This window comes from Rhodopirellula sp. MGV (assembly GCF_002251265.1).
Taxonomy (GTDB): domain Bacteria; phylum Planctomycetota; class Planctomycetia; order Pirellulales; family Pirellulaceae; genus Stieleria; species Stieleria baltica_A.
Genome location: NZ_NPDI01000028.1, coordinates 199146 through 214038, shown reverse-complemented (window position 1 = coordinate 214038; position 14893 = coordinate 199146). Strand labels below are relative to the sequence as shown.

The following is a 14893-nucleotide window of genomic DNA, read 5'->3' as shown; positions in this document are numbered from 1 at the left end:
CGAACTCTTTCGTCTGCGGTATTGTAGTGAAAGGTCAGCAGGAGCAATGGGTAATCGGCGAAGGCAAAACTTCGCTGCCATCTAAAGACGTCAATACAGTCACTAAACCGATTCATCGGACTTGCTGGCAACGGACAATTCCTTCAAGTTGCCTTAATCGGGCTGACCGACCTTCCTCAGGGTCCCCAATTGCCGGGGGGCAATACCCAAAAGGCCTTCTGCGGATACAATCCCCCCCACCATGGCGAAGAACAAATCTAAATCGAAAAAGGGCGCGTCCGCTAAAAAGGCTGGCCCAACAATCACAATCGTTTCCGAGAATCGCAAAGCCCGACACCGCTACGAGATCCTTGACACGATCGAATGCGGACTGATGCTGATGGGCAGCGAAGTCAAGTCGATGCGTGAAGGTAAGCTGTCGCTCGACGAAGCACACATCCGCGAAAAAGATCGCGAGTTGTGGCTGATCGGTGCCGACATCGCCCATTACAACAACGCGGGCATGTGGAACCATGACCCGCGCCGGCCTCGCAAACTGCTGCTGCACGCGGTCGAGATCAACAAATTCTCCGGACGTGCCCACGAACGCGGCCTGACACTGATCCCGCTGAAGGTGTACTTCAACGAACGCGGCATCGCCAAGTGCTTGATGGGGTTGGTCAAAGGCAAGAAGATCCACGACAAACGCGAGACGCTGAAAAAACGCGACTCCGACCGCGGCCTCCAGCGGGCGATGCGAGGCCGAGGTTAACCAACCGCTAACGAAGTTTGATCGCCATGCAAAACGACGAATCCAACCCGACGGATACCACGCAACTCAACTCGCACGTTTTGGCGATCCGCGATCTGATCAAGACGTTCGACCAACCCGGCGGTGGCAAACTGACCGTGCTGGATATCGAATCACTCACGATCGACGCCGGCGAACAACTGGCCCTGATCGGTGAAAGCGGCGGCGGCAAAACCACGCTGCTGCACATCATTGCCGGGCTGCTCACCCCGACATCGGGCAGCATTCGTGTTGGCAATATCGAAACCACCAAGCTGTCCGAACAAGGCCGCGACCGCTTGCGTGCGGCGTCCATCGGGTACGTGTTTCAAACATTCAATCTACTGCCCGCATTTTCGGCAATTGAAAACGTTCAACTGGGCATGGCGTTCGGCAATCGCCCCGTCGACATCACACGTGCCCGTGACCTGCTCGGTAAAGTCGGCTTGGCGGACCGCGCGAACTATCGCCCACGTCAACTCTCGGTTGGCCAACAACAGCGTGTCGCAATCGCCCGCGCTCTCGCCGGACGCCCGAAACTGTTGCTTGCCGACGAACCGACCGCAAACGTCGACCCCGCCAGCGCCGACAGCGTGCTGGACCTGATCATTAACTCCTGTCGCGACGAAAAGATTGCACTGATGATGGTGACTCACTCGATGCCAGTCACCGAACGCTTCGCACGCGTTGACCGCTTGGAAGACCTCAACCGCGTCCTCCAATCAACGCCGTGATCGCATCACCACGAAGCTTGCACTTTAGCTCCCTCACGCCTGCCAACTTACCTGCACCATGTGGCTCCTTCGCATCGCTTGGCGAAACTTCTGTTATCGCTCGCTATCCAGTTTGCTGACCACCGTTTCGCTGGCACTCGGTGTCGCGTTGGTCGTGATGGTGCTGGCGATCTTTGGCATCGTCACCGAAGCGTTCTCCCGCAACGCACAAGTCGGCTACAACTTGGTCGTCGGCCCCAAAGGCAGCGCGCTGCAACTGACACTCAACAGCGTGTACTACCTCAGTCGACCGATCGAGAACCTGCCGTACACCGAGTACATGGAATACTTCCCGGCCGCCGAGCGCGCCGAAATGGTTCGTCGATTTGGTGGTGATCCCGCACTGGGCGAACGCGATGGGATCTATGCCAGCTACGTTGCCGGCGGATTTGCGATTCCGCTGGCACTGGGCGATTACTTGAGCGAGTTCCGTGTGGTCGGCACGACGCCTGACTTCTTCGAAAAACTTCGCCACGGGCCAACGCTGGAAGAGAAATTCAGCTTCAGCGAAGGCCGCGCACTGAAAACTCACTCGGACGAATACGGATACTTCGAAGCCGTCCTGGGCTCGCGTGTCGCACGGCAAATGAATTTGTCAGTCGGCGATACGTTCCAAAACAATCACGGCGACCCCGAAGGCAAAGGCCACGGCCAGGGCTTTACCGTTGTTGGCATCATGGATCCGACCGGCACCCCCAACGACCGTGCCGCGTTCGTCAACCTGGAAGGCTTCTACCTTTTGGAAGGCCACTCCAAACCAGTTCCTGATGACGTCATCAACGAACCCGCGACGGATCCGATTCAGGATGCCAGCGGAAAGCTGCCGCTGACGATTCCCGAACGTGAAGTCACGTCGATTTTGGTTCGCACTGGGATGCCAATGCTGGGTGTCGTGCTGGAGACACAAGTCAACGAGAGCGTTCGCGCCCAAGCTGCCGCACCGGTTGGCGAAATCGCTCGCCTGATGGAAGCGATCGTCGGACCGATGCTGACAGCCTTGCTGGTGATCACACTGATCACTTGCGTCGTTGCGGCGGTCGGGGTTCTGGTCGCGATTTACAACTCGATGAACGACCGCCGCCGTGACATCGCGGTGATGCGTGCGCTTGGCGCACGTCGGGAGACAGTCACGGGTGTGATTTTGATGGAGAGCATGCTGATTGCGTCGATTGGTGCAATCGCGGGCTGGTTCTTGGCCCACGTAGCGATCTGGTTTTTCAGCGGCGAGATCGAGGACCGTACAGGCGTCCAAGTCGGAATCCTTACCACCAGTTCGTACGAGGGTTGGGTCTTCCCACTTGTCGCGATCCTGGCCCTCCTCGCAGGCCTCCTGCCAGCACTGAGCGCCTATCGTACTGACGTCGGCACAAACTTGTCGGCTTAGCGGCGACTGGTCACGTGTCCGGGACCATTGTTTCGGGGGGGCTGCAAAAGTAGCCCCCCGCATCGACAACGTCTGGACTGCGACAAAGTCTCACACGGCCCTCCCGTCATCGGCAGTGAGCAAATATATTCACTCACCCGTCGACCGCGATTTCAAAGGCCCTCGTTGCAAACGGCCTTCCCGCCAATCTTCCGTAAAGCTGTTCATGAACCAACCAGAGACGCAGGAATCGACCGCTTCAGACGAAAGCGGCTCTGGTGCTTCGCCTTACACGCCCCCGGTGGCGATCGAGGCAGCGGAAGAGCTCAGCGAAACACGCGATCCGCAAAAGCGGCAAGCCGGAATTCTGTTTATCTGGATCACGCTGTTCATCGACATTTTGGGCTTGGGCATCGTCATCCCAGTACTTCCGGGACTGGTCGAGGAACTCTCCGGCCTCTCCAAGAGCGGTGCGGCGTGGTATTACGGCGTGATCGTGGCGTCGTATGCGACGATGCAGTTTTTCTTTGCACCGATTCTGGGCGGACTGTCCGATCGATTTGGTCGACGACCAATCCTCTTGGTCGCGCTGTTTGGTCTTGGCATCGACTTCATCATCCAAGGGATGGCGGATAGTTTGTGGTTGCTATTTGCGGCACGAATCATCTCGGGAATCTTCGGTGCCAGCTTCACCACCGGCAACGCTTACATCGCTGACATCTCGACCGAAGACACACGGGCCAGAAACTTTGGCCTGGTCGGCGCCGCGTTTGGTTTGGGATTCATCATCGGCCCCGCGTTGGGTGGCTTGTTGAGCGCCCAGGTTTCGCTTCGAGCGCCGTTCTTTGCGGCGGCCGGGCTGGCACTATTGAACTGGCTCTATGGCTTCTTCATCTTGCCGGAATCGCTACCAGTCGAAAAGCGGCGTCCGTTCTCGCTGAAAACCGCAAACGCTTTTGGCACGATCAAGACGCTCCGCCGATACCCGCTAGTCGCCGGACTTGCGATGGTGTTTTTGCTGAAAGCACTCGCTCAACGCGGGATGGAAAACGTCTTCGTCCTGTTTTCCGAATTCCGCTTTGGCTGGAATGACCAAACGGTTGGCTTTTTCTTGTGCTGGGTCGGTGTGACCGCAGTCATCGTTCAGGGCGGATTGGTTCGTCCTGCTGTCAAACGTTTCGGCGAGTCAAAGATTCTGCTGTTCGCAACGATCATCTCGGCCGTTTCGTTTCTCGGTTATGCCTTTGCCAGCGAAGCATGGATGTTGCCTGTGATTGCCATCGTCGGATCACTCGGTGGCTTAGCTGGTCCTGCGGTACAAAGCTTGGTTACCAAGACGGTCAAAGAGACGGAACAGGGCGAGGTTCAAGGGGCCCTATCGTCACTTCAGGGCCTGACCAGTATTTTCGCACCAATCATCTTTACCAGCGGCTTGTTCAGTTACTTTACAGGCTCGACGACCCCAGTGGTGTTTGCCGGGGCACCATTCCTGCTGGGCGCGATCTTAATCTTCGTTTCATTTTTTGTATTGCTAGGCGTACTCGCCAAGCACGCACAAGATTAACGGATTTGATTGGCGGGGCATTCTTTCCGGCGTTAGCAAATCGCTGTCTTTCAAAGCGATCGGGCCTCGTCATAATGCAGACGTTGACGCGCTCGATCCGTCATGTGATTCCAGCCTCTCCTCCAGCCTCAGCGGTTGTGATGCCTCGTTTTTTTAGCCCAGTTGCAATAGCGTTCGCCGTTCTTGCCACGATCCTGGTTTCCAATGTCGCACATGCGGCTTCGCCGCTGCCACACGCCCACGCCCATAATGACTACTGGCATACACAACCTTTAATCGATGCGCTCGACCACGGGTTCAGCAGCGTCGAAGCGGACGTGTTTTTCACCGGCGAGAAACTGCTGGTTGGGCATGACTTGTTTGAACTCCGCTCCCAGCGAACGTTGCAAAGCCTGTATCTCGATCCGCTTCGCGAGCGGGTAAAACAGAACGGCGGATCCGTCTATAAAGACGGCCCTCGATTCATGTTGATGATCGATTTCAAATCCGATGGCGAGCAAACCTTCAAGGCACTCGAAGCGGTCCTTGCGAACTATCGCGAAATGCTTTGCCGTGTCGAGTCAGGCAAGCTGATTGACGGCCCCATCCAAATCGTCGTTTCTGGCAACCGTCCTATCGAGACGATGAAAGAGACCGAGAATCGCCTGTGCTTCGTCGATGGTCGTGTCGAGAACCTGACCGGCAAATCCTATGACAAAAATCTGATGCCTGTCGTCAGTGATCGCTGGACGAAGTACTTCCAGTGGACCGGCAAAGGATCAATGCCAGAAAACGAGAAAAAGCAGCTTCGACAATTTGTTGATGCGGCTCACGCCAACGGACAACGCGTTCGTTTCTGGGCCACTCCAGAAAAAGACGCTGTATGGCAAGCCTTGCTCGATGCGGATGTTGACCACATCAATTCCGATCAGCTGGAACGACTCGAAGAGTTTCTTAGAAACGGCAAATAGGCTGTGGACGACAGGATTCACTCTTAAATTCCAGCATGAAATCCGCCTAAGCAGGGCTCTTTTTGTGCCTTCAGAATGGCTCCCGAATCACTTTCGAGATCGCCCTGCAAAGCTTTGCAGGGCACGGGGTTTTCCGATTCTCCATTCTGGTTAGCCCAGACGCGAATTTTGATGATCGATTCTTGGCCTACTAAAATTCCCAGTACTTAGAGCCGATCCAAATAACAGCAAACGGCGTAGACACAGTCCAAAAAGCAATCAAGAAGTCGCACGGATCCCCGATCCGGGTTAGAGTTGGAGCTCATCAAGTGTGGCTCGGGCGTTTACAATTTCGCTCGAGCCATTTTTATCGGCAGTGAATCATCAGCGTTTCAGACACGACATCGAGAAGGCGGCGGATTGGCTCCAGAGCAAGATCGCGACAACGACGAACGTCGCCTGATCGACCGCGCGCTCGCTGGTGACCGATCGGCGTTTGCCGAATTGGTTCGGCAGAACCAAGACCGTCTGTTTGCCTCCATGATGCAAGTCACCGGCTCACCCGAAGAAGCCGAGGAAGTCACACAAGACGCCTTCATCAGGGCTTTCACCAAACTGGATACCTTCCAGCGGAACAGCCAGTTTTTTACTTGGCTCTATCGTATCGCGTTTAACAGCGCCCTCACCCGACGACGAAAAAAGCGGGCGCGGGTGTCTCTCGATCAGATTCGCGAAGACAACGGACTCGAAATCGCCGACAACAAAGACGCTGTCGACGAAGGCATGCTCCGCGATGAACGTGTCAATTTGGTACGCAATGCGATCGATACATTGACCGACGAACACAGGCGAATCTTGACCCTTCGCGAGATGGAAGACTTTGCCTACGAAGAGATCGCCGAAATCCTCGAAATCTCAATCGGTACCGTCCGAAGCCGGCTTAGCCGAGCTCGCGGCCAATTGAAACGCGCGATCGAATCATTGCAACGACACTCGGCGACCGAAGGCGAAGGCTAGCCGATCGAGCCTTTCTTCAATGTTCGCCAACGTCGTTACCGCAGAGGAAATCGGTCGAACCGGCGAAACATTTGGTCGAAGTGCTCGAACCGAGGAATCCCTCCACCAGGGAATGGCACAATCTGACCGTCTTCCATCTGGAAAATCGGAGGCCCGTTCATCGGAAAGCCATCTCCGCGTTTGGCAAGCCATTGTTGTGGATGCTCTTGCAAGGTCACCGAAACCGTTTGCGACTGACCATCTCGCATCACGTCAAGCTCCAGCGTATCGCCAGCACGTGCCATTTCGACCGCAGCGATCACATCCGTCGAATGCAGGATTCTGACCGCACCAACGCGTGTCACCAAGTCACCGGCCTGTATGCCAGCACTCTCGGCAGCCGACTTGGGACTGACTTCTTTGACGAGCGCCCCTCCACCATCAAATTGAATTCCGATCAGCCCACGCTTTAAGAACACGACATCCGACGCATCGCTCGGTGTGCTTTTCGGAGCCGCATTTAACATCCGCATCAGGATCGACGCGTCAGTGCATACCAAACCGTTTTCTTGGCTTGGGCACAGCACACCGACAACGATGCCGGTTGCGTCCAAAACCGGGCTCCCTGGACTTTGGCGACGAGCGAGGAAACTAATCTCGGGTACCAGTCCGACGCCAGCGTCCGCAGGAATCGGCTCCGTCACGACCGTACCGGCGTTGGCGTGAACGGCTCGTTCGTCACGCTCGAGTGCCACGACGGGCATTCCGGCCTCAATCGGTGCAACACTGATGACGAGCGGCATCCACATCGCATCGGGGACTCGTATCGCAGCCAGTCCGGTGACGTGATCAAACACGACGACTTGGCCAGCGACTTCGTCACCACGATCATTCACCACACGAACAGCCGCAACGGGTCGCTCGATAAAAGCAACAACGAGATCATCAGCTATCGCAAACGCCGCACTGTTCACTTCCGTCCGTACAACGGGGACCGGCGGAGCCGCGAGGGCATCCTGCGGCTCCAGGGGTGTCTGTACCGGATCGATCTCTTGCAACCGCAACTTGGGAGCCGAATCATCTCGCCCCAAGTCGCTATCGCTTGGCTCACGCTTCAGTTTGCGTTCGACATTTGGCCCGATCGGCGATGCATCAGGCTCCACAATCACTCGCATCACCGCCGGACCGGCTGAGCGGACGGTGTCGCGAAAGTCGACGACTGTTTGTGCAGTCGCCGACACACAGGGCAGCAACATGAAAGCGAAGGCTAAACGATCCAATCCCCATCGGCCATTCAAACTCGCTCTCATGACAACCTCCTTACGACAATGATGAATGCGTGATCCTGACCCTGAATTCTACAATTCTTGGATCGAGACGGCACGAAATTCAACCGCGTCGCCATGGCCTGCAAAGCCAAAGTGCCCGGTGGCATTGTCTTTTCCAGGGTGAGCGCTGTCGGCCATGTACTCGGACACTTCCGAAAGGTCCGTGTCCAAAATGACCGTTCCGTTTAGCTCAACCTTGATTTTGCTACCATCAACGGTGACCTCTTGGAAATTCCATTCGCCGACGGGACGCAGATACCCACGTGCCGCCGCTGCCATCCCATACGCCGAACCGTGATATTGGCGTTGGTCCAAGTTGGCGTACATGGGATGCGGCGAATCGAGAACTTGCAATTCACACATCGCGTCATAAGCGGGGTTGCCCTTCAGAGGTGATCGGATTGCCAAGCCATTGTTTCCGCCAGGTGGCAAACGGAATTCCAATCGAGCAATGAAGTTGCCGTATTCTTTTTCCGTCAACAGATTTCCGCCCGAGCCTTTCTTGCAGCGGACTGCGCCATCGACGACTTCATATCCGTCGGTCGCGCCAACCCATCCGGTCAGGTCCGTTCCGTTGAAAACGGAGGTGAACTGATCGGCATTGGGCTCGGACAAGTACTCGTTCGCCTCTGCCGTGCTCAATTCATGAAGCTGGATATTGCGCCAACGGATTTCACCGCCGTGGGTTTGCAACTCGATCGGCCCGTCAACAAACAACGGTGTCTCGCGGTTCCAATAGTTTTCCATCGTGGCGTGATCAACGACCAATTGACCGTTCAACCAAACCGACGTTTCAGCGCCGACCTGAATGATCCGCACATCGTTCCACTCGCCAAACGGTTTGTCTGCTTTGACAAGTGGATCTTTGCCGGGGGCGCCGGCACTGTTATTCCACAATCCCCCGCTGCCTTTTTCGCAGCCATGTTGAAATTGGTTTTCGTTGGTTGGGTCCCAAATTTGAACCTGTGGATTGCCTTTCAGGTAGATTCCGCTGTCCGCTTTTGGAACCGTTCGGTACTGCAACCGTAGTTCGAAATCTCGATAGTCTTTGTCGGTAACCAGATAAGCGCCGTGTCCGTCATTGACCAGTTCGCCGTTTTCGACCGACCAATGCTTCTCCGCATCCGACTGCCATTCGGCCTTTTTGGCATCGCGTTCCTCATCGGTCAGCTCTGCGAAAGTGATCGGACTGAAGTGCGGGCGTCCGTGCCATCCGTCCAAATTGCTTCCGTTGAACAGTTCCACAAATCCCTCTGGCGCCTCGGCAGAAACCGTCGCACTTTGAAAGGGAGAGCCAACGAATGGGACACTGAGGGCGGTCACTAGACCGGCGGCAAATGCAAAACGCTTTTTCATCTTGGGCAGGCTTTAAAGGTAGGGTGACTGGCGAGATCTCATCATCATACTCGCTAGGATCAACCGGGTGCGTCTGTGAATCTGAACGAGCCACGCTATCGCCAATCCGATCCTCTCGTCAACCGAAAACGTTGCCTTCACAAAAGACGCTGCCAGCACTGGAACAGACCACCACAACCGCTTGGGGGATCAGAACCATCCCACCGAAACGCAGCGTTAGAAATCTCGTCGCTTGAAATAGACGCACGACAGTGCCAGCATCACCGCCGTAAACGCGGCACAACTGAGCACTGGCCTGGCAATTTTTAGCCGTATCACCTCAGTGTCGTCCTCGTTGTTTCCCCCAATCGCGAAGGACCGCTTTCCGCTCACCAACGCCGCGACGGTCTCGCTAAGCTCACCGGTCTGGGGAGTAATCGTCCGCAGCGGCGTGATCAACCACTGATCGACTTTGCGCCATCCGGTAAGCGAAGGCCTGATCGTGCGCACGGTTTTGCCGGACAGTTTTTTGTCTGATGGAAACTCGACAAAATCGATCGAATCGATGTGGTGTGCGACCACCAGCTGCCCCAGCGATTCGACATACTCGATCGAAGCCACGTCCTGAAAATCAAGCGGACGTGTCGTGACTGTATCGTCGTCCTTCCGGCTGACCATCCAGACTTGACCACTGGTGGCTAACATCGCAAAAGACTCTGATTGTCCGATCGGTTCGATCGCGATCAGTCGTTCGCCCTCAGGGATTTCGAATTCCAGTATGGCCTCCAGATCACTCGCACGAAACCATTTGACCGATTCGTTCTGCCGTGCCAGTAGCACTGCGTCGCCACTCGCCGCAATGACGGTCGCCGCAGCATCGCTGTCTTCAATCGTCCGTTCAACTTCGACCGTTAACTTCGCACCCTCGGCCATGCTACCGTCTTTCGGCCGGCCTAATCGCATCAGCCTTCCGCGTGAATAGATCACAACCGAATCGAGCTTCGGTGCAAAAACCAGCCGGACCGGATCGGTCAACTTGACATTGCCCGGCAAGATATCGACAAAGCCCTCGGTCGCCCCTCCCTGCATTCGAAGCAGATCCGATATCCAAGCCGCCGCCCCAATCGCGGCAGACGATTTCGGAATTGTCTCGTCAGCGGACACTTCCGCACCCGATGCATTGAGATCAAGTTCGCCAGCGGTTTCGTCAGACTCTGCATCGTCTTGCTCTTCGGACGATGCGACCGAATCGACCATTTGCTGCATCTTGGTGGCCATGATGCCGGCGTTGTTAAGCGCCAACAGTGAATCATCCCACACATACATCCGGCGGGTTCCGTTCGGCAATCGCATCCCCGGCTTCGGATCAAAGTCATCTTCACGCCGCATCACCAACGCGTCCAACGACCCGCTACCGTAAAGATTGAATCGCCCGTTTCGAATCTGTGCCGAAGCGATCATTGATTCGTTCAAACGGATCGGTGGAACAATCAGATCGTGCCTGCGAAAGTCAGTTTCGATCAACTCGTTCCAAAGATTACTGTCGGGATCGAAATGTTTGATCCCGCCACCCCGACACGCAACAACGATGTCGGATCCCGCAACGGCAATTCTTGCGATCTGGTCAGGGCGTCGCACCAATGCATCGAAGTAGCTGCCAACGAACCCGATCACCAACACAAACGCACCGAACATGCATGTGACGCCGATCGACAATGTCGGAGACCGCCATCGCAATCCCGCCATTGTCGAGACACTGTAGAAGACCGAAAACAAAAACACCGACACTGGAATGCACCACAAGATCCGAGCGTTCCAAATGTCCAACCGAAATCCGGCGATCAAATACAGTCCGATCACAAGTTGGCAAACGCACAGCAAGACAAACGCGCAGCCACCCAAGAATTTCGACAACAACAAAAACGTTCGCGAAATCGGTTTACTGAGCAACAGGTGCAATGACCCAGGTTGCAACATGTCGGGGATGATCGACGCGGTGACCAAGATGCCCAAGAAAATCAACGCGAACCCCAGCAGCCAATCCATGATGATCGGCACGACAAACTGATTGATCAACGCGATGAACTGAGTCTTGCCAATCGCGAAGAACGCCGGAAACTCGAACCCGGCATAAGACAACATGATCGAACGCGATGACTGCACCGAAAACACACCAGGCAGCGCCGCCTCGATACGCAGCCGCGCCCTACGGCGACGCTCCGATTCGGTCAGTTCATCCGCTGTCTTTTCATCCAATTCACGCAGTTCTTTTAGCCGTACCGTTGCCTGCCAAGCGTCGGCGTCATACCAGTCTTCGTTGTCGAGCGCTTCGTTCAGGGCACCTGCCAAAGCCGCCTTATCGATTCTTACATCTTCCCCTTGGGCAACCTGCTTGAGCTGACGCTCGACGCTTTCAGGAAAGACGCGGGCGATCCGACCAAGCGCCGTCTCCGACTCCTCCGGATCAATTAACCCACGAGCCAGCATCGCTTTCATTTGCGTCCCATTGTCTAAGTCAAACCAACGGAACGTTGTCGTGTAATCCTCGTGGTATCCGATCGGCGCAAGTGCAATTAGGAATATCCAAATCGCGACAAACGCGATCCACAGGATCCGAGATGACAAAGCCGCGTGAAACGAATCCACAACAATGGCAAAGTAAGGTTTCACGAGACGTCAGCCTCCTCCGATCCAACCAAACGCATAAAGGTTTCTTCCAGCGATTCCTGTTTAACAATCAGCCGAGAAATCGAATGCCCTTCTTCTCGTAACCGATCAACGATTCGGTCAATCTGGCTTTGACCTTCCACGTCGATCGTCAATCGGTCCTGATTTCGGACAACCGAAGCGGACCACGTTTGCCCTTCGCGAAGGTCAATTAACGGCGACCAGTCGGATTCCATTGGGTCGGTCCCATCCGCGTACTCGGATCGAGGCACATCAATGACTAGTTGTTGCTGATCACTGGAGGATAACTCGTCCAATGACCCGATCGCTTTGATTTCGCCACGGGCCAAGATCGCGACCCTTGTGCAAACCAATTCGACCTCTTGCAAAATGTGACTGTTTAAAAAAATCGTCTTGCCACTTTCACGAAGCCGATCGATCACGCGACGAACCTCATTGCGTCCGACCGGATCAAGCCCATCGGTCGGCTCATCGAGCACCAACAGATCAGGATCGTGCAACAAGGCTTGGGCGAGCCCCAAACGCTGGTACATCCCTTTGCTGAACCGCCTCACCGATTCGCGATCGCGACCTTCCAGCCCCACCAATTTCAACAGCTCATCACTTCGCTTGCCAATCGATGCCGCATCCATCCGACTCATGCGGCCGTAATACTGCAGCGCCGTTCGGGCCGTGTGATGACGATCGACACGCAACGATTCGGGCAGGTACCCCACGCGACGACGAGCGGCAGAACTGCCGATCGCTTGACCAAACAAGGTCGCGGTCCCCGATGTCGGCTTCACAACACCCAATAACATTTTGATCAGCGTTGTTTTGCCAGCTCCGTTGGGCCCCAAGAGCCCAAAAACTTCTCCGGCATACGCCTGCAAAGAGACGCCACGCACCGCATTGACGTTCCGTCGGCCGCGGAAAGACCAACCGCGATAGGTCTTTTTTAAATGCTGTACATCGACGATGGACTGAGACACGAAGCTAGATCAACCGGTGAAACGACGAGGAATCGATCGCTCGCGATGCAGACGCGAAGCGGCGTGGCCAGACGATGGTTCCATACGCCTGATCGTGGGTCAACTGAATTCTAGGAGGAACACGATTCGTGTGGCCCGCCTTCAACTTGGCACCCGACGAACAATTTACCGAGAAAGCGTCTCGGCCGGCGAAAGTTTGAGATCAGCATAGCGTGATCACCCGCAAGAACATGCGGCATCCCTCGGCAATCGGGATGCAAAGATCAGACACACCCAAAAAAATTGGCATCCGGCCGAATGGTTGGAAACGGCTGAATGCCAGGTGGTGCAACAAAAGAGCCCCGCGCAGCAACGGTCACACTGTGAATCTACACGACGAATTCACCCGGCGACGAATTTACATGACGACAAGGCCTACGCCATGATCGATTTCAACATCAAAAATCCGAGCCACAACGCAGACACGGCGATGATTCCCGAGGCCAGTAACCGATGGGCCGGATGCCCCCAATCGGGACGCTGTGCTTCGCGTTCGTAGACGCTGCGATAGCGGTCACGCTGGTTTTCGTTGGGGAACACACCATCTTCGACGAGTTCGTTGAGCCCGTACTGAGTCGAGTATTCGACCACTCCAAAGACGGCATGACGGCGATCGAGCTCATCTACACCGACACCTTCGAAATACCAAAGCTGATTTCCGAATTCGGTTTCGGTTTCGACGCGATTGTCGACGCAACGAAGCTGAAGAATTTCGCTGCGTTCAGGGCAAAACCGGGCCCGGATCATCGCACGATTGCAATCCAGACGTACCTGGCGGATGGTTGCTTCAGTAAAACGCAGAACCTGCAAGTCACTACTCATCAATTTGATCTCCCTACCCGCCTAGTGGATAAAAATCTCACGTAAAACCATTATTGCCGGTATTCAGTTACCCGTCATCGGCATTTTGCCATTTAATCCGTGCAAAAGATAAAAATTTCATGAATGGAATGACCAACAGGGGCAAACCGACGCACCTCCGACGGAAACAATCCCTGAAAAAGTGCACAAAAGGCCATTTGGACTCAAGTCTTCGCCGCCTGGACACTTGTGCTGTGCGGGCAATTTGCGGCTGCCGGTTTCATGCCGACCACCGCATTGGTTAGGATTCGTCTGGGTCTGCACCATTGCTGGCCCCCACTGATTCATCCCGGTCCGCATCACATGCTTGAACGTCGTTCTCTTCGCGCCCCCGTTGTGCTGGGGATCGTGCTGATCGTCCTCCTCGTCGTCCTCGGTGCGATCTGGTTCGTTTCGAACTTTGTCAGCAGCCCGCGCGGTGGTCTGTTCTGGACGCTGTTTGTGATCGGAACCGTGCTGCTGATCAGCATCTTGGCGGGGGTGATCGTTTACTTCACCCTAACCGTCAAAGCCATCCGTCTAAATCAGCGCCAAAGCAACTTCATCGACTCGGTTACCCATGAACTTAAGAGCCCAATTGCCTCGCTGAAGCTTTATTTACAAACGATGTCGCGACATACGGTGGATGAAAACCAGCAACGCGACTTTCACCGCTTCATGCTTGACGATGTCGAACGGCTCGACGCCTTGATCAACCACCTGTTGGACGCGGCGCGAATCGACCGCGGCAACCAATCGGACCGGGTCGAGGTATTTCGCCTGGACTCGCTGCTGGGCCAATGCGCCCAAGCCGCCTGCATGCGATACCGCTTGCCGCCCGAAACCGTCCACCTGGATTGTGAACCGACCAGCATCCGCAGCCCTTCGGTCCAGGTCGAAATCCTGTTTCGCAATTTGATCGATAACGCGATCAAATACGGTGGCTCGCCGCCGGAAGTGACCGCATCGATTCGCCCCAGCGGCGAAAAATCAAAACCGGATCAAGTCGTCGTGTCGATTGCCGACAATGGGGCTGGCATTCCCTACGACATGCGACGAAAAATCTTTGGGCGATTTGTCCGCCTCGGCAGCGAACTGGAACGAAGCACTCCGGGCACTGGACTAGGTCTCTATCTGGTTCGTACGATCAGCAAATCGCTGGGCGCAACGATTCGAATTCGCGGTCGCAAGGAAGTCGATGGGATGCCTGGCACTGTCTTCGAAGTCACGATGAAAGATGTCGTGCCAACCGGCACCACGACCTAACGCTTTTCCAACATCATGTTTTCCCAACACCG

12 protein-coding genes are annotated in these 14893 nt (G+C 55.4%); 7 read left to right on the top strand and 5 right to left on the bottom strand.

The genetic code is table 11. The annotated features are described in order from the left end of the window. Nucleotides 1–241: 241 nt before the first annotated feature. The 6 genes from smpB to CGZ80_RS09785 all read left to right on the top strand — a co-directional run bounded on the left by smpB (nt 242) and on the right by CGZ80_RS09785 (nt 6415). Nucleotides 242–751 carry an SsrA-binding protein SmpB gene (smpB, locus tag CGZ80_RS09810; RefSeq protein ID WP_094413800.1) on the top strand — a complete coding sequence of 170 codons (510 nt, stop codon included), beginning with the start codon at nt 242–244 and terminating at the stop codon, nt 749–751. Nucleotides 752–777: 26 nt separating this feature from the next. After that, nucleotides 778–1503 carry an ABC transporter ATP-binding protein gene (locus CGZ80_RS09805; RefSeq protein WP_094413798.1) on the top strand — a complete coding sequence of 242 codons (726 nt, stop codon included), beginning with the start codon at nt 778–780 and terminating at the stop codon, nt 1501–1503. Nucleotides 1504–1561: 58 nt separating this feature from the next. Continuing rightward, complete coding sequence (locus CGZ80_RS09800; protein ID WP_094413796.1) at nt 1562–2926, top strand: ABC transporter permease; 1365 nt, start codon at nt 1562–1564, stop codon at nt 2924–2926. A gap of 205 nt (nt 2927–3131) precedes the next feature. Beyond that, nucleotides 3132–4469 (top strand): TCR/Tet family MFS transporter, encoded by a 1338-nt coding sequence (locus tag CGZ80_RS09795; protein ID WP_094413794.1) that lies wholly within the window; start codon nt 3132–3134, stop codon nt 4467–4469. Between the two features lie 140 nt (nt 4470–4609). Beyond that, the gene (locus CGZ80_RS09790; protein WP_094413792.1) at nt 4610–5419 is read left to right on the top strand and encodes a phosphatidylinositol-specific phospholipase C/glycerophosphodiester phosphodiesterase family protein; all 810 of its coding nucleotides are present in this window, start codon (nt 4610–4612) and stop codon (nt 5417–5419) included. 399 nt (nt 5420–5818) lie between these two features. Then, entirely contained in the window at nt 5819–6415 is a 597-nt protein-coding gene (locus CGZ80_RS09785) for an RNA polymerase sigma factor (protein ID WP_094414001.1), read from the top strand. Between the two features lie 35 nt (nt 6416–6450). Here the strand turns inward: CGZ80_RS09785 and CGZ80_RS09780 are convergent, their stop codons facing one another. The 5 genes from CGZ80_RS09780 to CGZ80_RS09760 all read right to left on the bottom strand — a co-directional run bounded on the left by CGZ80_RS09780 (nt 6451) and on the right by CGZ80_RS09760 (nt 13577). Beyond that, nucleotides 6451–7704, bottom strand: coding sequence for a S1C family serine protease (locus tag CGZ80_RS09780; protein WP_094413790.1), 1254 nt, complete (start codon nt 7702–7704; stop codon nt 6451–6453). Nucleotides 7705–7752: 48 nt separating this feature from the next. After that, nucleotides 7753–9078 (bottom strand): DUF1080 domain-containing protein, encoded by a 1326-nt coding sequence (locus tag CGZ80_RS09775; RefSeq protein WP_094413788.1) that lies wholly within the window; start codon nt 9076–9078, stop codon nt 7753–7755. Nucleotides 9079–9294: 216 nt separating this feature from the next. Then, nucleotides 9295–11727 (bottom strand): ABC transporter permease, encoded by a 2433-nt coding sequence (locus CGZ80_RS09770; RefSeq protein WP_094413786.1) that lies wholly within the window; start codon nt 11725–11727, stop codon nt 9295–9297. Continuing rightward, nucleotides 11724–12716: an ABC transporter ATP-binding protein gene (locus CGZ80_RS09765; protein WP_094413784.1), complete on the bottom strand. Its 993-nt coding sequence runs from the start codon at nt 12714–12716 to the stop codon at nt 11724–11726. Before CGZ80_RS09765 ends, CGZ80_RS09770 begins: the two co-directional genes overlap by 4 nt. Before the next feature lie 414 nt (nt 12717–13130). Continuing rightward, entirely contained in the window at nt 13131–13577 is a 447-nt protein-coding gene (locus CGZ80_RS09760) for a hypothetical protein (protein WP_233148337.1), read from the bottom strand. A gap of 342 nt (nt 13578–13919) precedes the next feature. Between CGZ80_RS09760 and CGZ80_RS09755 the strand changes: the two genes are divergently transcribed. Then, entirely contained in the window at nt 13920–14861 is a 942-nt protein-coding gene (locus CGZ80_RS09755) for a sensor histidine kinase (RefSeq protein ID WP_233148336.1), read from the top strand. Nucleotides 14862–14893: the final 32 nt, after the last annotated feature.

Excerpts from the sequence above, each read along its gene's own strand:
- smpB (WP_094413800.1), top strand. The coding sequence starts at position 242 with ATGGCGAAGAACAAATCTAAATCGAAAAAGGGCGCGTCCGCTAAAAAG.
- CGZ80_RS09805 (WP_094413798.1), top strand. The coding sequence starts at position 778 with ATGCAAAACGACGAATCCAACCCGACGGATACCACGCAACTCAACTCG.
- CGZ80_RS09800 (WP_094413796.1), top strand. The coding sequence starts at position 1,562 with ATGTGGCTCCTTCGCATCGCTTGGCGAAACTTCTGTTATCGCTCGCTA.
- CGZ80_RS09795 (WP_094413794.1), top strand. The coding sequence starts at position 3,132 with ATGAACCAACCAGAGACGCAGGAATCGACCGCTTCAGACGAAAGCGGC.
- CGZ80_RS09790 (WP_094413792.1), top strand. The coding sequence starts at position 4,610 with ATGCCTCGTTTTTTTAGCCCAGTTGCAATAGCGTTCGCCGTTCTTGCC.
- CGZ80_RS09780 (WP_094413790.1), bottom strand. The coding sequence starts at position 7,704 with ATGAGAGCGAGTTTGAATGGCCGATGGGGATTGGATCGTTTAGCCTTC.
- CGZ80_RS09775 (WP_094413788.1), bottom strand. The coding sequence starts at position 9,078 with ATGAAAAAGCGTTTTGCATTTGCCGCCGGTCTAGTGACCGCCCTCAGT.
- CGZ80_RS09760 (WP_233148337.1), bottom strand. The coding sequence starts at position 13,577 with ATGAGTAGTGACTTGCAGGTTCTGCGTTTTACTGAAGCAACCATCCGC.
- CGZ80_RS09755 (WP_233148336.1), top strand. The coding sequence starts at position 13,920 with ATGCTTGAACGTCGTTCTCTTCGCGCCCCCGTTGTGCTGGGGATCGTG.